Annotated in this window: 17 protein-coding genes; 1 reads left to right on the top strand and 16 read right to left on the bottom strand. The window is 65.6% G+C overall.

All coding sequences use genetic code 11. The features are described from left to right. Positions 1 to 61 precede the first annotated feature (61 nt). From FJV43_RS29900 to FJV43_RS29875, 6 genes are all read right to left on the bottom strand, one after another. Positions 62 to 1,978 (bottom strand): VWA domain-containing protein, encoded by a 1,917-nt coding sequence (locus FJV43_RS29900; protein ID WP_239622564.1) that lies wholly within the window; start codon positions 1,976 to 1,978, stop codon positions 62 to 64. A 7-nt stretch (positions 1,979 to 1,985) separates the two neighbouring features. After that, entirely contained in the window at positions 1,986 to 2,795 is an 810-nt protein-coding gene (locus FJV43_RS29895; protein WP_239622562.1) for a CbbQ/NirQ/NorQ/GpvN family protein, read from the bottom strand. Positions 2,796 to 2,857: 62 nt separating this feature from the next. After that, positions 2,858 to 4,204: a cbb3-type cytochrome c oxidase subunit I gene (locus FJV43_RS29890; RefSeq protein ID WP_239622561.1), complete on the bottom strand. Its 1,347-nt coding sequence runs from the start codon at positions 4,202 to 4,204 to the stop codon at positions 2,858 to 2,860. Between the two features lie 37 nt (positions 4,205 to 4,241). After that, a complete protein-coding gene (locus tag FJV43_RS29885; RefSeq protein ID WP_131870107.1) occupies positions 4,242 to 4,694 on the bottom strand; it encodes a cytochrome c in 453 nt (150 codons plus the stop codon). A 96-nt stretch (positions 4,695 to 4,790) separates the two neighbouring features. After that, the gene (locus FJV43_RS29880; protein WP_239622560.1) at positions 4,791 to 5,051 is read right to left on the bottom strand and encodes a cytochrome C oxidase subunit IV family protein; all 261 of its coding nucleotides are present in this window, start codon (positions 5,049 to 5,051) and stop codon (positions 4,791 to 4,793) included. A 2-nt stretch (positions 5,052 to 5,053) separates the two neighbouring features. Next, complete coding sequence (locus FJV43_RS29875) at positions 5,054 to 5,629, bottom strand: cytochrome c oxidase subunit 3 family protein (protein WP_239629674.1); 576 nt, start codon at positions 5,627 to 5,629, stop codon at positions 5,054 to 5,056. Positions 5,630 to 5,798: 169 nt separating this feature from the next. Here FJV43_RS29875 and FJV43_RS29870 point away from each other — a divergent pair, with 169 nt between their 5' ends. After that, on the top strand, positions 5,799 to 5,966 hold the full coding sequence (locus FJV43_RS29870; RefSeq protein ID WP_239622558.1) for a hypothetical protein: 168 nt from the start codon (positions 5,799 to 5,801) through the stop codon (positions 5,964 to 5,966). Between the two features lie 110 nt (positions 5,967 to 6,076). Here the strand turns inward: FJV43_RS29870 and mmsB are convergent, their stop codons facing one another. The 10 genes from mmsB to FJV43_RS29820 form a co-directional block, all read right to left on the bottom strand. Continuing rightward, the gene (mmsB, locus tag FJV43_RS29865; RefSeq protein ID WP_239622557.1) at positions 6,077 to 7,267 is read right to left on the bottom strand and encodes a multiple monosaccharide ABC transporter permease; all 1,191 of its coding nucleotides are present in this window, start codon (positions 7,265 to 7,267) and stop codon (positions 6,077 to 6,079) included. After that, positions 7,264 to 8,841: a multiple monosaccharide ABC transporter ATP-binding protein gene (mmsA, locus tag FJV43_RS29860; protein WP_239622556.1), complete on the bottom strand. Its 1,578-nt coding sequence runs from the start codon at positions 8,839 to 8,841 to the stop codon at positions 7,264 to 7,266. Before mmsA ends, mmsB begins: the two co-directional genes overlap by 4 nt. 169 nt (positions 8,842 to 9,010) lie before the next feature. After that, positions 9,011 to 10,081, bottom strand: a complete 1,071-nt coding sequence (chvE, locus tag FJV43_RS29855) for a multiple monosaccharide ABC transporter substrate-binding protein (RefSeq protein ID WP_275973689.1) — start codon at positions 10,079 to 10,081, stop codon at positions 9,011 to 9,013. Positions 10,082 to 10,153: 72 nt separating this feature from the next. Continuing rightward, complete coding sequence (locus tag FJV43_RS29850; protein ID WP_239629671.1) at positions 10,154 to 11,032, bottom strand: SMP-30/gluconolactonase/LRE family protein; 879 nt, start codon at positions 11,030 to 11,032, stop codon at positions 10,154 to 10,156. Beyond that, positions 11,032 to 12,108 (bottom strand): aldose epimerase family protein, encoded by a 1,077-nt coding sequence (locus FJV43_RS29845; protein WP_239622554.1) that lies wholly within the window; start codon positions 12,106 to 12,108, stop codon positions 11,032 to 11,034. Before FJV43_RS29845 ends, FJV43_RS29850 begins: the two co-directional genes overlap by 1 nt. A gap of 2 nt (positions 12,109 to 12,110) precedes the next feature. Further along, positions 12,111 to 13,037 (bottom strand): Gfo/Idh/MocA family oxidoreductase, encoded by a 927-nt coding sequence (locus FJV43_RS29840; protein WP_239622553.1) that lies wholly within the window; start codon positions 13,035 to 13,037, stop codon positions 12,111 to 12,113. Further along, positions 13,034 to 13,810 (bottom strand): FadR/GntR family transcriptional regulator, encoded by a 777-nt coding sequence (locus tag FJV43_RS29835; protein ID WP_239622552.1) that lies wholly within the window; start codon positions 13,808 to 13,810, stop codon positions 13,034 to 13,036. The genes FJV43_RS29840 and FJV43_RS29835 overlap by 4 nt, the downstream gene beginning before the upstream one ends. Continuing rightward, positions 13,807 to 14,787: a galactofuranose ABC transporter, permease protein YjfF gene (yjfF, locus tag FJV43_RS29830; protein ID WP_239622551.1), complete on the bottom strand. Its 981-nt coding sequence runs from the start codon at positions 14,785 to 14,787 to the stop codon at positions 13,807 to 13,809. Before yjfF ends, FJV43_RS29835 begins: the two co-directional genes overlap by 4 nt. Then, positions 14,784 to 15,776 carry an ABC transporter permease gene (locus FJV43_RS29825; RefSeq protein ID WP_239622550.1) on the bottom strand — a complete coding sequence of 331 codons (993 nt, stop codon included), beginning with the start codon at positions 15,774 to 15,776 and terminating at the stop codon, positions 14,784 to 14,786. The genes yjfF and FJV43_RS29825 overlap by 4 nt, the downstream gene beginning before the upstream one ends. Next, positions 15,773 to 17,317 carry a sugar ABC transporter ATP-binding protein gene (locus FJV43_RS29820; protein WP_239622549.1) on the bottom strand — a complete coding sequence of 515 codons (1,545 nt, stop codon included), beginning with the start codon at positions 17,315 to 17,317 and terminating at the stop codon, positions 15,773 to 15,775. Before FJV43_RS29820 ends, FJV43_RS29825 begins: the two co-directional genes overlap by 4 nt. Positions 17,318 to 17,348 lie beyond the last annotated feature (31 nt).

Below are 17,348 nucleotides of genomic sequence, written 5' to 3'. Positions count from 1 at the left end.
ATCATATACCCAATCTCTGAGCAATAGCTCACAAAAGGTAACCGCGGTCGGCTCGACCGGGTCAATGCGCCACCTGCCGGTAGATCGCCGGCAGTGCCCCCGGCAGCCGCTTGATGTTGCCGACGATGGCATAGCCACCGCGGCCGAACAGCGTCGGAAAATAGGATTGCGCGGTCGCGTCGATCGTCACGCCGAACACCGCAATGCCGAGCCGGCGCGCTTCCTGCACGGATTTCCTGGTGTCTTCGACCGCAAAGCGCCCTTCATAGTGATCGACGTCGTTCGGCTTGCCGTCGGTGAGGACGAGCAGCAGCTTCTTGCGCTGCGGCTGGCGCGCGAGCCCGGCCGCGGCGTGGCGCACCGCCGCGCCGATCCGCGTGTAATAGCCGGGCCTGAGCGCCCCGATGCGGCGCTCCACCACCCCGCTCATTGGTTCGCCGAACGCCTTGATCGTTTCGAGTCGCACCCAGGAACGTCGACGTGACGTGAAGGTCAGAATGCTGTGGTGGTCGCCGCAAGCCGACAGCCCGTGCGCGAGCACGAGCAGCGCTTCCTTCTCGACGTCGAGCACGCGATAGCCGTCGACCCAGGCATCGGTCGACAGCGAGACGTCGACCAGCAGCGTGACGGCGAGATCGTGCCCTTGCGGGCGCATCGCGACATGGATGCGATCGAGACCGCCGCCGCTGCCGGCACTGAGATCGCACCGCGCGCGCACCAGTGCGTCGAGGTCGAGATCATGTCCGTCGCTCTGGGCACGCATCATCTCGTGACGCGGACGCAGAACCTCGAAGCGGCGGCGCACCTGGCGAATGCGTCGGCGCATCGCGTCATCCGCCGTCCAGTTCTCGCCTTCCTCCGACGCCGCAGCCTCGAGCACGCGGCAATGATCCGGCAGATAGGAGCCGCTTCGATAGTCCCATTCGGGATAGGTCAGGTCCGCATTCAGCTGCGAGGCGTCGAGGGCCTCCGGCGGCAGGTCGAGATCGAACTTGAACCGGCTCGCTGGCTTGCCAGCGCGGCGGCTGAGCGTGATCTCCTCGAGATCGTCGGCTGCTTTCTGCGCATCCTCGTCCTCGCTGTCGTCAGCAGGGCGGTCGACATTGATCATCTCGGCCATCGCGAGGATCTTCTCGAAGCGGTTCAGCACGAACGGATCGCGCCGATTGGCGTCGTCGTCGCACTCGCGGACGGCAAAGCGCTTGCGATCGTCCTTCGCCGCGGCCGCTGCGCCCGGTGCGCATTCGTCTTCGTCCGCATGTGCGGGCGAGAGCTCGCGCGTCCAGCAATCTCCCCAGAGCGGGCACGGCAGGATCGCGCGATAGCCCGGCGGCGCCTTGTCCGGCAGCGGGCCCATCCCCATCATCGCCGGCCACAGTCGACCTGCAGGCGCCTTTCCCGCTCCGAGCAGGGCCAGGACGATTTGCTCGATCTCTTGCTCGATCCGCGGCAAGGGGCGACGAGGCCGGGCCTCGGCGGTGGCCGCGGCAAGCTGCGCGTAATCGACGGCGAGCCCTGGGAATTGCGTGAGCACCCAGACCGCGGTTTCGCTCGCCCGGCGCAACATCAAGAGATCCCGCCGCAGCGGATCGGCTTCCGCGATCGCATCGATCGGCGCGGCTGCGAACCACGCCGCAAGCCAGCGATAAAGCGTTGCGTTCAGGGCCCGGTCGGGAAAGATCGCGATGCGATCGGGCAGGAAGATGGTTGCCGCGTCGCGGCCCGGCTGCTCGAGTCGCTCGTCTCCGAGGCCGATGCGCTGCCGCCAGCCGAGACGATGGCCCGGCCTGCGCGCGCCTGCGCTGGCGATCTGAACGCCGGTCTCGCCGCCAAGCGCGCGGAACATCACCGCGAGCCGGCTCCTCACCTCTGCGAGGGCGACGGCGTGATCGCCGTGAACCGGATAGCTCGCGACGCCGCCGACCATCCGATGCCAGGCGCGGCCGACCGTCTCTTCCAGTTCGAGGAAGTCGAGCATGGCGGCTTCACCCGATCACGGCACACGCGACGTCCAGCAACGCCGCCTTGACGTCGGCATCGTCGGTCAGCGGCTCGATCATGCCGGCGAGCACCGCATCCGCCGTCGGCATCCCCGCGGCAATCAGCGTCGCACAATAGACCACGAGCCGGGTCGAGACGCCCTCCTCCAGATCGTTGCCCTTGAGCGCACGCAGCCGGCCGGCCAGCCCGACCAGCGGTCGCACGCGCTCCGGCGACAGCCCGCTTTCGGCGGACACGACGGCAATCTCCTGTTCGGGCGGCAGGAAGCCGAATTCGATGGCGACGAAGCGCTGCCGCGTCGAGGGCTTGAGCGCCTTCAGCAGCGTCTGATAGCCGGGATTGTAGGAGACCACGAGCATGAAGCTCTTCGGCGCCGCGAGTTCCTCGCCGGTACGTTCCAGCGGCAGGATACGGCGGTCATCGGTCAGGGGATGCAGCACCACCGTGACGTCCTTGCGCGCTTCCACGACTTCGTCGAGGTAGCAGATGCCGCCCTCGCGCACCGCGCGCGTCAGCGGACCGTCGGTCCATACCGTGTCGCCGCCCCGCAGCAGGTAGCGACCGGTGAGATCCGCGGCGGTGAGATCGTCGTGGCAGGCGACGGTGTGGAGCGGCAATCCGAGCCGCGCCGCCATATGCGCGACGAAGCGCGTCTTGCCGCAGCCGGTCGGCCCCTTCAGCAGGACCGGCAGCTGATGCCGCCAGGCGTGCTCGAACAGCGCGCACTCGTTGCCGCTTGCGACATAGGCCGGCAGCTCGCGCTCCGACGTCACCGTGTGAAGGGCAGCTTTCATGATGTTTCTCCGGACTTTCCAGGAAGCTGGCGGCCGCGGCGAACCGCGACCGCCGATTGCATTCATTCAGCCGGCTGCAACGCGCCGGGGATGACCGCCTGCTTGGCGCGACCGGGCACCAGCACGGCCCAGACGAACATCAGCGCGGAGATCGCGACGAATACGCCTGAGCCGAGCCGGACCCAGTAGAACATCGCGAGCTGGTCCTGCACGTCCATGTAGCCCTGGCCGAGCACGCGCTGGAGATGGACCTGGACGACGCCGGCAAAGGTCAGCGCGAAGGTCATCACCATCATGGCCGTGCACATGATCCAGAAGCTTGCCATGGAGAGCCACTGGTTGTAGGGCGCGCGTCCCCTGATCTGCGGGATCGCATAGGCCATGACGGAAAGATTGAGCATCACATAGGCGCCGAAGAAGGCGAGATGGCCGTGCGCCGCGGTGACCTGGGTGCCGTGGGTGTAGTAGTTCACCGAGGACAGCGTGTGCAGGAAGCCCCAGACGCCGGCACCGAGGAAGGCCATCACCGAGCAGCCGACCGACCACAGCAGCGCAGCGCGGTTCGGATGCTTGCGGCCGGCCTTCCATGTCATCTGCACCGTGAAGATCACCATCGTGAAGAACGGTGCCACCTCGAGCGTGGAGAACAGCGAGCCGATCCACTGCCAGTAGCCGGGCGCGCCGATCCAGTAGAAGTGATGGCCGGTGCCGAGGATGCCGGAGAACAGCGCAAGGCCGATGATGACGTAGAGCCATTTCTCCACGACCTCGCGGTCGATGCCGTTGAGCTTGATCATGAGATAGGCCAGCACCGAGGCCATGATCAGCTCCCAGACGCCTTCGACCCAGAGATGGACGACGTACCACCAGTACATCTTGTCGAGCGCGAGGTTCGCAGGATTGTAGAAGGCGAACAGGAAGAAGATCGCAACGCCCCACAGGCCGAACAGCAGGATGTTCGTGATCGTGGTCTTGCGGCCCTTCAGTGCCGTCATGGTGACGTTGAACAGGAACATCAGGCAGACGACGACGATGCCGACCTTGATGATGAAGGGCTGCTCGAGGAACTCGCGGCCCTCATGGTAGTGGAAGAGATAGCCGACCACGGCCACGCCTGCGGCGCCAAAAAACATCCAGAACTGGATCTTTGCCAGCAGCGGGCTGTACAGCTCGGTCTCGGTTTCCTCAGGCAGCAGGAAATAGGTCGCGCCCATGAAGCCGATCAGCGACCATACGATCAGCGCGTTGGTGTGGATCATCCTGACGATGTTGAACGGCAGGAGCGTCGACAGCGTGTTGGGCAGGACGTAGATGGTTCCGGCGACGAGGCCGAACAGGACCTGCGCGAGGAACAGGGTCAGCGCGCCGTAGAAATACAGCATCGCGACTTTCTGGGTCTGATATTTCATCTCGGGTCTCTCTGTCTTGAAAGAGGAAACAGCGTGCTCAGCCGGCCTTGTTCGGCGGCCATTCCTGGCGCTTGATCTTGCTGGTCCATTGCAGGAAGTCGGCGAGATCGTCGAGCTCCTGGTCGGTGAGGTTGAACTGCGGCATCTGCCGCCGGCCGGGCGCGCCCGAGGGCTGCGACTGCATCCAGGCCTTCAGTGTCTCGCGCGCAGCCGCCGGGTCCTCGTTGCCGCCCCAGCGATCCCAGACGTTGCCGACCTCAGGGGCGAAGTAGGCGCCCTCACCCAGCAGAGTGTGGCAGTTGATGCAGGAGTTCTTTTCCCAGACATGCTTGCCGCGGGCGACCGACGACGTCAGCGTCGTGGCGTCGGTCGACGTCGTGGCCATGTAGTAATGGCTGTGCGCCGTCAGCCCTATGAAGATGGCGAAGAAGAAGGCCGAGCCGCCGTAGAAGACATTTCGAGCGGCCGACTTGGTCAGGCGTTCAGCCATTGCCAATCCTTTCCGGTTTGATTCCTGCGAAATCGCGATGGTGCGATTTATTGCCGCTCAGCCCGGCCCGTTCTTTGTCAGGGCGCAATGAGCGCGTCAGATCAGGACGACGACGGCCGAGGCGAGCCAGGCAAGCAGCAGGACGATCAGGATCCAACTCACGACGAGGCCCCGCCAGAGTGCGGGGACGGCGCGTAGATCCATGAAGTCGAGCGCGATCCGGTGGCCCTTGAGTGCGGCGAAAGCGAGCAGCAGTGCGTTGCCGAGCAACGGCCGCGGCACAAGCGGCGGCAGCAGGATGGTCGCAAGCGCGAGGCCGATCAACACGACCCAGGTCACGTCGATACGATCCGGCATCGTCACTTCACCAGATAGAGAATCGGGAACATGACGATCCAGACCAGGTCGACCATGTGCCAGAAGGCCGTTGCCGTCTCGACGCCCGATATCCCGGCGCGGCGGCAGACCACGGCGAGGATGACGATGCCGAGGCCGACATGCAGAAGATGAAAACCGGTCAGGAGGAAGTAGAGCGTGAAGAACGGGCTGGTCTCGAGCCCGACGCCTCGCCCGATTTCTTCCGCATATTCGGCGATCTTGATCGCGATGAAGAGACCGCCGAGCGCCATCGCGCCCAAGATCCAGTATCGCGCCACCGGCCGTTCCCCTGCACGCGCGGCCTTCGTTGCCTTTGCCGCCGCCCAGCCGCTGGTGACCAGCACGACGGTGTTGAGGCCGGCGAGATTCGAATTGAGTGCTGACTGCCCGGCCGCGAACAGCGCGGGGTGGATCGTGCGGGCGACCGAGAAGGCGCCGAGGAACAAGCCGAAGGCGACGAGCTCGCTGAAGATCAGCACCCAGATCATGGGATCGCCGGGGAGATCTTCCAGAATTCCCCAGCCGGTTTCCTGGCGTTCGCACTCGGCCGTCGACATCATCTTTCCGGATCAGGACACCGGCCAGACTTAGCCCGACTGCCCGGTTCCGAGTTTGTCGCCGGACAAACTGGCGAGTTACGGTGCGCTTGTTTGCGCCGACGCAACGTCCGACCGGCCGGATCGCGTTACGAACCAGCTCAGGGACCACGGAATGGCGAACGATCACATGAGTGATGCACAGATCGGCTTGATGACCGCGACACCCATCATCATCGCCTTCGCCATCGCGCTCCAGCGAATGGGGGTATTGTCGACGGTGGCGACCGTATCGGCGGTGGGCCTCTCCGTCGCGATCGCGGCGGTGCTGTTCACGACGCAATCACCGCTGCCGTAATACCGTAGGGTGGGCAAAGCGAAGCGTGCCCACCATTTTCTCACGATCGGAGACAGATGGTGGGCACGGCGCGATGCGCCTTTGCCCACCCTACGACAGCGCCGTTGCGGCTACCGCCGCTGATTGTACACGTCGATGCACACTGCTCCCAGCAGCACCAGCCCCTTGATCACCTGCTGGTAGTCGATGCCGATGCCGAGGATGGACATGCCGTTGTTCATCACACCCATGATCATGGCGCCGACCACGGCGCCGCCGACGCGCCCGACACCGCCATAGGCCGAGGCGCCGCCGATGAAGCAGGCGGCGATGACGTCGAGCTCGAAACCGAGGCCGGCCTTCGGGGTCGCGGTGTTGAGCCGCGCGGCGAAGACGAGGCCGGCGAGCGCGGCGAGCACGCCCATGTTGACGAATGTCAGGAACGTCAGCCGCTCGGTCTTGATGCCCGACAGGCTCGCTGCCTTGGCGTTGCCGCCGACCGCGTAGATCTGCCGCCCGATCACGGTGCGGCGGGTCACGAAGCCGTAAAGCGCGATCAGCCCGGTCATGATGACAAGCACGTTGGGCAGGCCGCGATGCGAGGCGATCAGATAGGTAAAATAGAGTACGGCGCAGGCCAGCAGGATGCTCTTGCCGAGAAAGAACGCATAGGGCTCGACCTCGATTCCGTGCAATTGCTCGCGCGACCTGCCCTTGGCGCTGGCGTAGACGAGGCCCAGCGCGAGCACGGCGCCGATCAGCATGGATGTCGGATGCAGCGTGCCGGCTTCGGGCAGCAGTTCGGGAATGAACCCCGACGACAATTTCTGGAAGGTCGCCGGGAACGGCCCGAGCGACTGGCCCTGCAGCACCGCGAGCGCGAGGCCCTTGAACACCAGCATCCCCGCCAAGGTGACGATGAAGGACGGGATCTTGAAATAGGCCACCCAATAGCCCTGCGCCGCGCCGATGGCGGCACCGACCAGGAGGCAGGCGATGAACGCAAGCGTATAGTCGACCTTGTAGGTCACCATCAGCACCGCGGCCACGGCGCCTATGAAGCCTGCGACCGAGCCGACCGAGAGGTCGATATGGCCGGTGACGATTACCAGGAGCATGCCGAGCGCCATGATGACGATGTAGCTGTTCTGCAGCACCAGGTTGGTGAGGTTGAGCGGCTGCAGCAGCGTGCCGCCGGTCACGACCTGGAAGAACAGCATGATCGCGATCAGCGACAGCAGCATGCCATAATTGCGCAGATTGTTCTTGATGAAGCTGCCGTGCCGGCGCTCCTCGGGCAGCGACACCGTCTTGTCGGTCATGGCTGCGATCCTCCCATCTCCGCGGCCTCAGGCACGCTGTTTCCATTGCTTCGTTCGTTGCGCATGATGGCGCGCATGATCTTTTCCTGCGTCGCCTCAGGGCCCTTGAATTCCCCGACGAAGGCGCCATCGTTCATGACGCAGATGCGGTCGCAGATGCCGAGCAGCTCGGGCATCTCAGAGGAGATCACCACGACGCCGCGGCCGGCCTCCGCCAGCTCGTTGATGATACAGTAAATCTCGTACTTGGCACCGACGTCGATGCCCCTTGTCGGCTCGTCCAGGATCAGCACCTTGGGGTCCGTCATCAGCCATTTCGACAGCACCACCTTCTGCTGGTTGCCGCCGGAGAGCTGGCCGGTCTCCTGGTAGACGTCGGAACAGCGGATGCGCATGCGGCTGCGGTAGTCGCTGGCGACCTTCAGCTCGGCGATGTCGTCGATCACCCTCCTGGGTGCGACCTGGTGGAGGCTTGCGAGCGTAATGTTCTTGCGGACGTCGTCGGCGAGGATCAGGCCGAGTTGCTTGCGGTCCTCGGTGACATAGGCGAGGCCGGCGTCGATCGCGGCCGCGACGCTCGGCAGCACCATCTCCCTGCCTTCGAGCCGGAGAGAGCCGCTGATCGTTGTGCCCCAGGAGCGGCCGAACAGGCTCATGGCGAATTCGGTGCGGCCGGCCCCCATCAGTCCGGCGATGCCCACGACTTCGCCGCGCCTAACGCTGAAATTGACGTTCTTGATCACCTGCCGCTCGGGATGGATGGGGTGATAGACCGACCAGTTCGCGACGTCGAGCACCGGTTCGCCGATCTTCGCGCTGCGCTCCGGGAAGCGGTGCGCGAGATCGCGATTGACCATGCTGCGGATGATGCGATCCTCCTGGATCGGCTCGGCATGACAGTCGATGCTGTCGACGGTGCGGCCGTCGCGCAGCACCGTGATGTGGTCGGCGACCTTGGCAACCTCGTTCAGCTTGTGCGAGATCAGGATCGAGCCGATGCCCTGCTCGCGGAATGTCATCAGGCGTTCGAGCAGCGCGGCGCTGTCGGCTTCGTTGAGGCTCGCCGTCGGCTCGTCCAGGATCAGCATGCGCACACGCTTGGACAGCGCTTTCGCGATTTCGACGAGTTGCTGCTTGCCGACGCCGAGATCCGTGATCAGCGTATCGGGGGACTCCTTCAGGCCGACCTGCGCCAGCAGCTCGCGCGTGCGCCGGTAGACCTCGTCGCGATCGATCACCCCGAGCTTCGACGGCGGATGCGACAGGAAGATGTTCTCTGCGATCGACATCAGCGGGATCAGCGCCAGCTCCTGGTGAATGATGATGATGCCGAGCGCCTCGGAATCGTTGATGTCGCGGAAGCGACGCTCCTCGCCCTCGAAGATGATGGTGCCCTCGTAGCTGCCATGCGGATAGACCCCACTCAGCACCTTCATCAGCGTCGACTTGCCGGCGCCGTTCTCGCCGACGAGGGCGTGGATCTGCCCGGCCTCGACCTGGAAGTTGACGTCGCGCAGCGCCTGCACACCGGCAAAGCTCTTGCTGACGTTGCGCATCTCCAGCATTGCGGTCATGGCATCATGTCCCTTGGTCGCTAACTTCACCTCGCCCCGCTTGCGGGGAGAGGTCGATCGCGTAGCGATCGGGTGAGGGGGAGTCTCCGCGTGGGCAGCTATCACCGTCCCCGTGGAGAGCCCCCTCACCCTAACCCTCTCCCCGCACGCGGGGAGAGGGAAGAGAAAGTTACTGGAACTGCGACTTCTTGTAATAGCCGCTGTCGACCAGCACCTTCTCCCAATTGTCCTTGTAGACCACCACCGGCTTGAGCAGGTAGGACGGCACGGTCTTGACGCCGTTCTCGTAGGTCTTGGTATCGTTGACGGTGACCTCCTTGCCGGCGAGCGCGGCATCGACCATGTCGGCTGTCACCTTGGCGAGGTCGCGGGTGTCCTTGAAGATGGTCGAATACTGGTCGCCGCGCAGCATGGCCTTGATCGATGGCACTTCGGCATCCTGGCCCGAGATGATTGGCATCGGCTGGCCAGCACTGCCATAGCCGACGCCCTTCAGCGAGGAGATGATGCCGATCGAGATGCCGTCATAGGGCGACAGCACGGCATTTAGCTTCTTGTTGCCGTAGTAGGCGCTGAGCAGATTGTCCATGCGCGCCTGGGCGGTGGCGCCGTCCCAGCGCAGGGTCGCGACCTTGTCCATACCCATCTGGCCCGATGCGACGACGAGCTTGCCGCTGTCGATGTACGGCTTCAACACGCTCATCGCGCCGTTGTAGAAGAAGTAGGCGTTGTTGTCGTCGGGCGAGCCGCCGAACAGCTCGATGTTGAAGGGACCCTTGCCCTCCTTCAACCCGAGCCCCTGCTCGATCGACTGCGCCTGCAAGACGCCGACCTGGAAATTGTCGAAGGTCGCGTAGTAGTCGACGTTCGGCGTGCCGCGGATGAGGCGGTCATAGGCGATCACCGTGATGCCTTTTGCTTTCGCCTGCTTGAGCACGTCCGACAGCGTGGTGCCGTCGATCGCGGCGATCACCAGCGCTTTCGCGCCCTTGGTCACCATGTTCTCGACCTGCGAGAGCTGGTTCGGAATGTCGTCCTCGGCATATTGCAGGTCGGTGTTGTAGCCGCGCTCCTTCAGCACCTTGACCATGTTGTTGCCGTCGTCGATCCAGCGCGCCGACGACTTCGTCGGCATGGCGATGCCGACGGTCGCCTTCTGGGCGAAGGCCGTGACGCCTGTGGCCATCGTGGCAGCGCCGGCCAGCGCCAGCGCGAGAACTGTCGTCTTCAGTTTCAGCATGTTTCACTCCCTTGGGTATCAGACTGTTTCTTCGTGACGTCGAGAACGTAGTCGTGGGATGCCTCTGGTCTCCTATGCGAGCTTGACGTCGGGCTCCGCGCGTCCGCGTGCGGATGCCTCCAACAAGAAGGTGCAACCGGCTTGCGGATCGGCGGCGCGCGCAGTCGCGTCCATGTCCTGCCAGGCCGAGGTGACGAGCAGGCGCGACAGATCCGGGCCGACAAAGGCGGGACAGCTCGCCTGCCTTGCCGGCACGCCGAGTGAGCGCAGGCGCTCGCCTTGCGGAGAATAGACATCGATCCGGCTCGCGCCCCAGCACGCGTTCCAGATGTTTCCTTCGGCATCGCACACCGAGCCATCAAGGCCGCCGATGCCGCTGTGGCGCAACAGCACCTCCGGCTCGGCGCGCGGCAAGCCGGTCGCAGGATTGAGCGGCACAGCGTAGAGCACGGCGCGCGCGCTGTCGGCAAAATAGCCGATCGCGCCATCCGGCGAGAAACAGATCGAGTTGGGAATGCTGATGCGGGGAAACAGCAGCGAGATCCTGCCGCGGTGGAACGCGTAGATCGCGCCTGCCCCCGGCTCCGCGTTGCGTCCCATGGTGCCGATCCAGAACGTGCCGGACTGATGCACCCGCGCGTCGTTGGAGCGGGTCGCGGGATTGTCGGCTTCGAGCGGACAGAGCAGCATCATCGCGCCATCGACGAGCTTGCGGATGTAAAGACCGTCCTCGGCAACGATCAATTGGCGCTCCGCATCGATGCGTCCGAGCGCGCTCGCCATCCGGCCGAGCGCGTGGACGCGGATGCTGCCGCTGTGGAGCTGCGCCTCGAACAGCAGCCCTTCGCGGATGTCGAACCACCAGGCGGTGTCGGTGGTTGCGTCATAGGTCGGCCCTTCACCCAGATGGCAGGGATGGTCCGAGAGCACAATCGTGGGCACCTGTTCCATCATGGTGACCTCACTGAAAAGCGATAGACCGTATGATGGCGATAGACTTCGCCGGGGTCGAGGCGCGGGCTTGGAAAATCCGGCCGGTTCGGCGCGTCCGGCCAGATGTGAGGCTCCAGGCACATGGCGTCCGATTGACGAATGAGCTTGCCGCCCTTTCCCAAGATCGTGCCATCCAGATAATTGCCGGAATAGACCTGGAGCCCGGGCTGATCGGTGAACAGCTCCATGATGCGGCCCGCGCGCGGCGCCTCCAGCCGGGCGGCTAACGCGAGCTTGCCGTCGCGGGCGAGGCAGTAGGTGTGGTCGTAGCCCCTGCCGCTCTGCATTTGCTGATCGCTCTCGCGGATCCGCTCGCCGACCGCCCGCGGCTCGCGGAAGTCGAACGGCGTGCCGGCTACCGGGCGCGGCGGCTCCCGCAGCGGAATGGCGGTGGGATCGATCGCCAGGAAATGGTCTGCGGGGACGGTCAGCTCGTGGTCGAGAACGGACCTGCCCGACGTTGCGCCCTCGAGATTGAAGAAGCTGTGGTTGGTGAGATTGACGATGGTCGGCCGGTCCGTCCGCGCCTCCATGATGAGCGAGAGTTCGGCCGGGCCGGTGATGCGATAGGTCACGCGTACGTCGAGCCGGCCGGGATAGTTCTCTTCGCCATGCGGGCTGACATAGGTAAGCGTCACCGCGGGTTCGGCGCCCTCGTCGAGGTCCGCAAGCTCCCAGAGCTTGCGGTCGAATCCGTCGAGGCCGCCGTGCAACGCATTGGGGCCGTTGTTGACGGCAAGCTGCACCGTCTCGCCGCCGAGCGAAAACTGGCCCTTGGCAATGCGGTTGGCGTAGCGGCCGACGGTCGCGCCGAAAAACTTTCGTTCGGCGAGATAGCCTGTGAATGTGTCATAGCCGAGCACGACGTCGTCGTGGCCGCCGCGCGCGTCCGGGGCGATCAACGCCTGAAGCACGGCGCCATGCGTGATGATCCGCGCCTCGAAGCCGCCCTCCCCGCGCAGCACGATGCGCTCGACCTTGCGGCCGTCCGGCAGCGTCCCGAAGACGTCTCTGGTGATTTTTGGTGCGGCCATGTTCAGTCCACAAACGGCTCGACGATCGTGCGCTTGCCCAGCAGAAAGGCGTCGGCGACGAGACGCAGGGGCGTCAGATCCATGTCACTCGCGCCGGTCGCCGCGAGTTCGACGAAGCGCCGGTAGAGCCCGCGATATTCCTCATCGGGAGCCTCGGCAAGCACCTTGCCGTCAACGGCCATGCGCGCGCCACCGCTGGACAGAGTCATCCGGCCCCGATCCGTTTCGACGACGATATCCCAACTCTGCGGCCCGGTCTGGCGGAAATCGAACTCGGCGGTCACAGGCAGACCGCTGATATCAGTCAGTGTCAGGTTCGCCGCGATCGGCGCCTGGCAATTGGCCGGGAAGGCCAGCTCCGCCGCGGTGACGAACACGGGCTTCGGCAGAATCCTGGTCAGGATCGACAGCGCATTGATGCCGGGATCGAACACGCCGAGGCCGCCCGGCTCCCAGATCCAGGCCTGGCCGGGATGCCAGACGCGGACATCTTCCTTCCAGCTGATCTGCACGGAGGCGATGCGGCGCTCGGCGAGCCATTGCCGCGCCGGCTCGACCGCCGGCGCATGGCGCGAATGCCAGGTCGCAAACAGCGTGCGCTTCGCCTCCGCCGCCATTGCGATCAGCGGATCGAGCTCGGCAACGCCGGTGCCCGGCGGCTTCTCCAGCATGACATGCTTGCCGGCGGCGAGAGCTGCTGCAGCCTGGGCCCGGCGCACCTGCGGCGGCGTGCAGAGCGACACCGCATCGATCGGCGGTCCCCGCTCCAGCAAGTCCTCGATGGTGGCAAAATGCGGCAATTCCGGCAGCGAAGCGTTGCGGCTGGCGACCGCCGCCAGCGTTGCACCCGGGGTCGCCGCGATCGCGCCGACATGCTGGTCGCGCGCGATCTTGCCGAACCCGACGATGGCGATGCGAAGGTCTGTCACGCTCGTTCTCCAGTATCCGCCGACGGCAGCGCCTCGGCCGGCGCGGTCTCGATCGCGGCCCCCTCATGGCGATGCATTCCATTGTGAATGACGAAGACCATCGCTTCGGCGGCGGCATCGGCATCGCCGACCGCGATGGCATCGACGATCTTCTGGTGCCACTGCAGCACAGTGTCGCGATCCTCCGGCTCGACCGGGGCGCTGAGCAGGAACGAGGCGCGCAGCGCAGCCTCGATGACGTGCCCGATCGAGCGCATGAACAAATTGCCCGAGGCGCGCGCCACGGCCACGTGAAGCGCGAGATCGGCATCGGCAAAGCCCACCGAGTCGGACGCTTCATGCCGCATGCGCTCCATGCTGCGGCGGAGCTCGGCAAGGCCCTCCTCCGACCGCCGCGCCGCCGCGAGCATGGCCGCGCGCGGCTCGACCGCAAGACGGATCTCGGCGAGATCATTGAGGAAGCGCTTGTCGATGCCGGCGTCGAGGTGCCAGGCCAGCACATCAGCGTCGAACATGTTCCAGGCGCCGCGCTCGCGCACGACGGTCCCGACCCGCGCCTTGGTGGTGAGCAGGCCCTTGGCGACCAGCGTCTTCACGCTCTCCCGCAGCACCGGCCGCGACACGCCGAACATCGCGATCATCTCGGCATCGCCCGGCAGACGCGTGCCTTCCGCATAGCGGCCGGCGATGATGTCGACGCCGATCGAACGGGCCACCTCCGCATGGTTGGAGTGGGCCCGCCGCGTCGGGATGACGAGGATGCGCGAGGTCATGACGCCGCTCCTGCGCTCTTGACCACCGGCCGGCGCGCCAGCGCGACCAGCCCCTGCTGCAAGGCGATGAAGGCGAACAGTAGCACGCCGGTCGCGATCTTGGTCCACCAGCTCGACAAGGTGCCGTCGAAATTGATGTAGGTCTGGATCAGGCCCTGGATCAGCACGCCGAGGAAGGTGCCGATCACCGAGCCCTGGCCGCCCGTCAGCAGCGTGCCGCCGATCACGACGGCGGCGATGGTGTCGAGCTCGACACCGACGGCGGAGAGCGAATAGCCGGCGCTTGTGTAGAAGGAGAAGACGATGCCGGCGACCCCCGCGAGCAGGCTCGACAGCATGTAGATCTTGATCGTCATCTTGCCGACGGCAACGCCCATCAGGCTTGCGGTGGTCCGGTTACCGCCGAGTGCATAGACGTTGGCGCCGAACCGGGTGAGATGCAGAAGCAAGGCGCCGCCGATCACGATCACGAGCATGATGATCGCGATCGCGGTCAGTCGCCCCCCGCCGGGCATCCGCAGCGCGAAGTCCGACACGGTGGAATAGACCGGCGCAGTGATCGGCACCGATTCGGTCGAGAGCAGGAAGCTCGCACCCCGCGCCAGGAACATGCCGGCCAGCGTGACGATGAAGGGCGGCAGGTCGAAGACATGGATCACCGCGCCCATCGCCGCACCAAAGGCTGCCGAGAGCGCGAGAATGGCGACGAAGGCGACCAGCGGCGGCACGCCCCAGCGCTCGATCGCCAGTGCAACGAACACGGTGGTGAAGCCGATCACCGATCCGACCGAAAGATCTATGCCGCCGGAGATGATCACAAATGTCATGCCGGTCGCGACGATGCCGAGGAAGGCGTTGTCGGTGAGGAGATTTCCGACCACGCGCGTCGAGGCGATATTCGGAAACTGCATCGCGCAGAGCGCGAAGCCCGCAACGAGCACGATGGCCGTGATGAGAACGGGCGGCAGGCCTTTCATGCCTTGGTCCTCCGCAGCCGCATGGCAATTCCGGCGAGCCCCGACAGTTTCGGCGATTGCAGCAGCAACACCGTGAGCACCACCACCGCCTTGACCAGCAGGTTGAACTCCGGCGGATAGCCTGACAGCAGGATGCCGGTGTTCATGGTCTGGATGATGAGCGCCCCCAACACGGCGAGCACGAGGCTGAAACGGCCGCCGAACAGCGAGGTGCCGCCGATCACCACCGCGAGGATGGCATCGAGTTCGAGCCACAGGCCGGCATTGTTGGCATCGGCACCCATGATGTCGGCGGCCGCGATCACGCCGGCGAGCGCGGCGCATACGCCGCACCAGACGTAGACCGAAAGGATCATGGCGCGGGTGCCGACGCCGGCGAGCTCGCTCGCCCGCGCATTGCCGCCGGTGGCCTCGATCAGGAGGCCGAGCGCGGAGCCGCGCACCACTGCGGCGGTGAGGATCAGCATGCCCAGGGCAATCACGACCGGCACCGGCAGGCCGAGTACCGAGCCATTGCCGAGCCAGACCAGGTCCGGTGAGGAAAAGGTGACGATGCGCCCCTCGGTGATGAGCTGGGCGATGCCGCGTCCCGCCACCATCAGGATCAGCGTCGCCACGATCGGCTGCATGCCGAGCACGGCGACGAGGAAACCGTTCCACAAGCCGCAGACGAGGCCTGCGCCAAGCGCGGCCGCCAGCACGATCGGCAGCCCGTAGCTGTCGGCGAGGCTCGCCGCGATGGCGCCCGAAATCGCCATGACGGCGCCGACTGAGAGATCGATACCGCGCGTCGCGATCACCAGCACCATGCCGAGCGTGAGCAGTGCCACGGGCGTGCCGCGATTGAGCACGTCGATCAGGCTGCCGAACAGCCGCCCGTCCTGCAGGCGCAGGTCGAAGAACTGAGGTGATACGATGCGATCGACCGCCAGGATCACGATCAGCGCCAGGACCTGGGCAAGGCCGCGGCGCGGCAATAGCGTTGTCATGCCCGGCCCTCGTGCGCGGCCGCGGCGCCATCGGCGGCGATCGCCGCGAGAATGTTGCCGACGTCGATCGTCTCTCCCGCGAGCTCTTCGACATGGGCGCGGTCGCGCAGCACCACGACGCGGTCCGAATAGGTCACGATCTCGTCGAGCTCGGAGGAAATCACGAGCAGTGCCAGGCCATCGTCGCAGAGGTCGCGGATCAGACGGATGATCTCGGCATGCGCGCCGACATCGATGCCGCGGGTCGGCTCGTCCAGCACGAGGAGCCGCGGCGAGGTCGCAAGCCAGCGCGCCAGCAGCACTTTCTGCTGATTGCCGCCGGAGAGCAGACCGACGGGGCGCTCGGGATCAGGCGGGCGGATGTCGAGCATCTTGACGTAGCGGTTCGCGATCTCGTCCTGCTCGCGGCGCGACAGCGGGCGATGCAGGCCGCGCTTGGCCTGGAGCGCAAGCACGATGTTCTCGCGCACGCTGAGTTCGGCAATAATGCCGTCGGTCTTGCGCTCCTCCGGGCAATAGCCAAAACCGTGGCGGACACCGTCGCGCGGCGACTGCAGCCGCACCGGCGCACCTTCCACCCTCGCCTGCCCGCGATCGGCGCATTCGGCGCCGAACACCAGCCGCGCCGTCTCGGTCCGGCCCGAGCCGAGCAGTCCGGCAAGGCCGACGACCTCGCCATGGCGCAGCTCGAGATTGAACGGCGCGACGTATCCGGACTTGCCGTAACCTTCGAAGCTCGCGCAGATCTCGCGTGTCTTGTGCTCGGTGACAGAAGCCCGCGTGCTGGTGGTGTCCGCGAGCTCGCGACCGAGCATCATCCGGATCAGCTCGAGGCGCAGCAGTGAAGCTGTCTCACGCTCGCCGACCAGGCGGCCGTTGCGCAACACCGTGATGCGGTCGGAGATCTCGTAGACCTGGTCGAGGAAGTGGCTGACGAAGACGATGCCGATGCCGCGCCGCGCGAGCTGGCGCATGATGCCGAAGAGAATCCCGACCTCATGGCGGTCAAGGCTCGCGGTCGGCTCGTCCAGGATCAGCACGCGCGCGGAAAGATCGACGGCGCGCGCGATCGCGGTGACGTGCTGGATGGCCACCGAATAGTTGCCGAGCGGCGCGGCGACATCGATATCGAGACCGAAATCTGCAAGCAGTGCCTTGGCGCGGCGGCGCATCTCGCCTTCGCGCACGATGCCGAAGCGCATCGGCTGCCGGTCGAGGAACAGGTTCTGCGCCACCGACAGGTTCGGCAGCAGGTTGACCTCTTGGTAGACGGTGGCGATGCCGGCGCCAAGCGCCGCCTTGGCCGAGCGCGGCACGACCTCTTCGCCACCGAGCCTGACAGTGCCGGCATCGCGGGGAAACACGCCGGTGATCACCTTGATCAGCGTGGACTTGCCGGCGCCGTTCTCGCCGAGCAGCGCATGGATCTCGCCGGCGCGCAGCGTGAAGTCGACCTCCTGCAAGGCGCGCACCGCGCCGAAGCTCTTGCTGATCCCGCGCACCTCAAGGAGCGGCGAAACAGGATCGAGGCTGTTTTCCATCGCGACGTCACTCCCACGGGCGTCCGCTGTG

It is taken from the genome of Bradyrhizobium sp. I71 (assembly GCF_022354745.1).
Lineage (GTDB): Bacteria > Pseudomonadota > Alphaproteobacteria > Rhizobiales > Xanthobacteraceae > Bradyrhizobium > Bradyrhizobium liaoningense.
This window is presented reverse-complemented; position numbering and strand designations above follow the sequence as displayed.

Bases quoted from the DNA above. Each gene is read 5' to 3' on its own strand.
- FJV43_RS29900 (WP_239622564.1), bottom strand. From the start codon at position 1,978: ATGCTCGACTTCCTCGAACTGGAAGAGACGGTCGGCCGCGCCTGGCAT.
- FJV43_RS29895 (WP_239622562.1), bottom strand. From the start codon at position 2,795: ATGAAAGCTGCCCTTCACACGGTGACGTCGGAGCGCGAGCTGCCGGCC.
- FJV43_RS29890 (WP_239622561.1), bottom strand. From the start codon at position 4,204: ATGAAATATCAGACCCAGAAAGTCGCGATGCTGTATTTCTACGGCGCG.
- FJV43_RS29885 (WP_131870107.1), bottom strand. From the start codon at position 4,694: ATGGCTGAACGCCTGACCAAGTCGGCCGCTCGAAATGTCTTCTACGGC.
- FJV43_RS29880 (WP_239622560.1), bottom strand. From the start codon at position 5,051: ATGCCGGATCGTATCGACGTGACCTGGGTCGTGTTGATCGGCCTCGCG.
- FJV43_RS29875 (WP_239629674.1), bottom strand. From the start codon at position 5,629: ATGTCGACGGCCGAGTGCGAACGCCAGGAAACCGGCTGGGGAATTCTG.
- FJV43_RS29870 (WP_239622558.1), top strand. From the start codon at position 5,799: ATGAGTGATGCACAGATCGGCTTGATGACCGCGACACCCATCATCATC.
- mmsB (WP_239622557.1), bottom strand. From the start codon at position 7,267: ATGACCGACAAGACGGTGTCGCTGCCCGAGGAGCGCCGGCACGGCAGC.
- mmsA (WP_239622556.1), bottom strand. From the start codon at position 8,841: ATGACCGCAATGCTGGAGATGCGCAACGTCAGCAAGAGCTTTGCCGGT.
- chvE (WP_275973689.1), bottom strand. From the start codon at position 10,081: ATGCTGAAACTGAAGACGACAGTTCTCGCGCTGGCGCTGGCCGGCGCT.
- FJV43_RS29850 (WP_239629671.1), bottom strand. From the start codon at position 11,032: ATGGAACAGGTGCCCACGATTGTGCTCTCGGACCATCCCTGCCATCTG.
- FJV43_RS29845 (WP_239622554.1), bottom strand. From the start codon at position 12,108: ATGGCCGCACCAAAAATCACCAGAGACGTCTTCGGGACGCTGCCGGAC.
- FJV43_RS29835 (WP_239622552.1), bottom strand. From the start codon at position 13,810: ATGACCTCGCGCATCCTCGTCATCCCGACGCGGCGGGCCCACTCCAAC.
- yjfF (WP_239622551.1), bottom strand. From the start codon at position 14,787: ATGAAAGGCCTGCCGCCCGTTCTCATCACGGCCATCGTGCTCGTTGCG.
- FJV43_RS29825 (WP_239622550.1), bottom strand. From the start codon at position 15,776: ATGACAACGCTATTGCCGCGCCGCGGCCTTGCCCAGGTCCTGGCGCTG.
- FJV43_RS29820 (WP_239622549.1), bottom strand. From the start codon at position 17,317: ATGGAAAACAGCCTCGATCCTGTTTCGCCGCTCCTTGAGGTGCGCGGG.